The sequence below is a fragment of the Paenibacillus sp. TAF43_2 genome, from assembly GCF_052113545.1.
Taxonomy (GTDB): Bacteria; Bacillota; Bacilli; order Paenibacillales; family Paenibacillaceae; genus Pristimantibacillus.
The window spans coordinates 1-1,627 of record NZ_JBFRDK010000392.1 but is presented as its reverse complement, the minus strand read 5'-3'; the positions used below and the strand labels follow the sequence as shown (position 1 = coordinate 1,627).

Below are 1,627 nucleotides of genomic sequence, written 5' to 3'. Positions count from 1 at the left end.
TCCACACACCTGTGGGTCAATTCTGCATCTTCATGACGCGAGCCCAGTTTGCTCTCTGCCTTTGGTCATTCACTCTCGTTTCCGGGTTCCGATCTCAGACTCAGGATGGGGGGCTCGCGGGAGACCCGCCGGACGGTCGAATCTGATGCGCGCTGGTTGATCACGATCCGATCGATGAACGTAAGCGACGGTTGGCAGGCTTACCCACTCGCAGACCCAGACGCCCCCGACACGCTCGACCGGCGGATCCGGGACATCCGCCTCGTCCACGTGCACGGTGATATCGACGGACGGGTCCGCCTGCCCGTATAACACCCACCAGGTGGGCTGGACCGAGTCGCCTGCATGGGCTTCCTCTACCCCTCCCATTGACGAACTGTTCGCGGGATCGAAGTCCGTCCAGCTTGGGATGGTTGGCGGCCGACGGAGTATCGCGTCGAGGTCTTCTTCCGGGGCAACGATGAACTTGCCGTCGTTGCGCCACAAGACGCACACCCGAGAAAGTTCGAAAACGAAGCGGGTGGTCTTCGCCTGTTCAGGCTGCGGATCGTTCACCAATTCCATCCGGCCCATTCACGATCACCCGGAAGCTGGTTGGGGCCCAAGAACCGGTAGATGTCGTCCGGGTCGCCGTCATCGTAGTGCGGTTGGATATCATTCGGGCTCGGGAGATATTGGTGTACGGACCCTCAAGCTGCCACTCGATGAGAACATCGCCGCTGCCGAAGGTTTCGTTCTCACGTCCGAAAAACACGGTCACTTCATAGGACGCCCGAAAGTCATCATGGACGGTCCAGCATCCGCCAAGGCCAATGTACGAGCAGAAGGTCCCGGTATTGCTGAACAGCTGCGGGGATGGCTCCGGGAGAGTCAGAGGCACACCGGCATTCAGGGATCCACATACCCAAGCTCCCACACGGGAAGCCAGGGGAAGAGGACATTGGTCGCTTCCGGTTGCACCCCAGTTCGCGTACATGTCGGCTGGATCGAGGGGCTTGGGGCTGTAGAGCTTTCCAGTTTGGAACTGCTGCTCGAAAGCGACGCCCGAAACACTGACCTGATCGGCAGTGGGGTAGCCACGCGGGCCTTGCTCATATCCAGCCGACGCCCACTGGCTAAGAATGGTGCCAGTTACGGGGTGTGCCCCGTGGGTGGGGTGCCAGTAGATGACGCCGCGTTGGAAGCGGCTCATGTGGCCTTGGCCGTCGGGGAGTGCCCTTTCGTCCTCGGTGGGGTAGCCGAGGAGGCTTCCGGGGGTTTGGGCGCCGGTGGTGTCCCATTTGGCGCGGATGAGGCCTTTGATGACGGTCAGCCCGGGAGTGCCTGTGACGGCTGAGTTCCAGTAGATGGCGGCGTTCTCTTTGTGGAAGTCTTGGCGGCTGCCGATGTTGTCGCCGTTGGGGATTTCGTCGGTGGTGGGGTAGCCGAGTTGGCCGGCTTCCCAGCCGTAGTTTGACCATTTGGTCATGAAGAGCGGTGTGATGGGGTGTGCGCCGGTGGCGGCGGACCAGTAGATGCTGCCGTGTAGGAATTCTGATCTTGCTCCGGTGTTGCCGGGGTTCTGGTACTCCGGTGAGGTCGGGATTCCGAGGAAGCTGGCGGGCCCGCCCATCGCGTTGTATTTGTC

General features: G+C 61.3%; 2 protein-coding genes. Both read right to left on the bottom strand.

Features of this window, described 5'->3' with window-relative positions; translation table 11 throughout:
• Positions 1-69: 69 nt before the first annotated feature.
• Positions 70-564 carry a hypothetical protein gene (locus tag AB4Z17_RS33655; RefSeq protein WP_441964808.1) on the bottom strand — a complete coding sequence of 165 codons (495 nt, stop codon included), beginning with the start codon at positions 562-564 and terminating at the stop codon, positions 70-72.
• The coding region (locus AB4Z17_RS33650) for an LGFP repeat-containing protein (RefSeq protein WP_441964806.1) at positions 536-1,627 on the bottom strand (1,092 nt) is incomplete at its 5' end. The genes AB4Z17_RS33655 and AB4Z17_RS33650, both read right to left, overlap by 29 nt.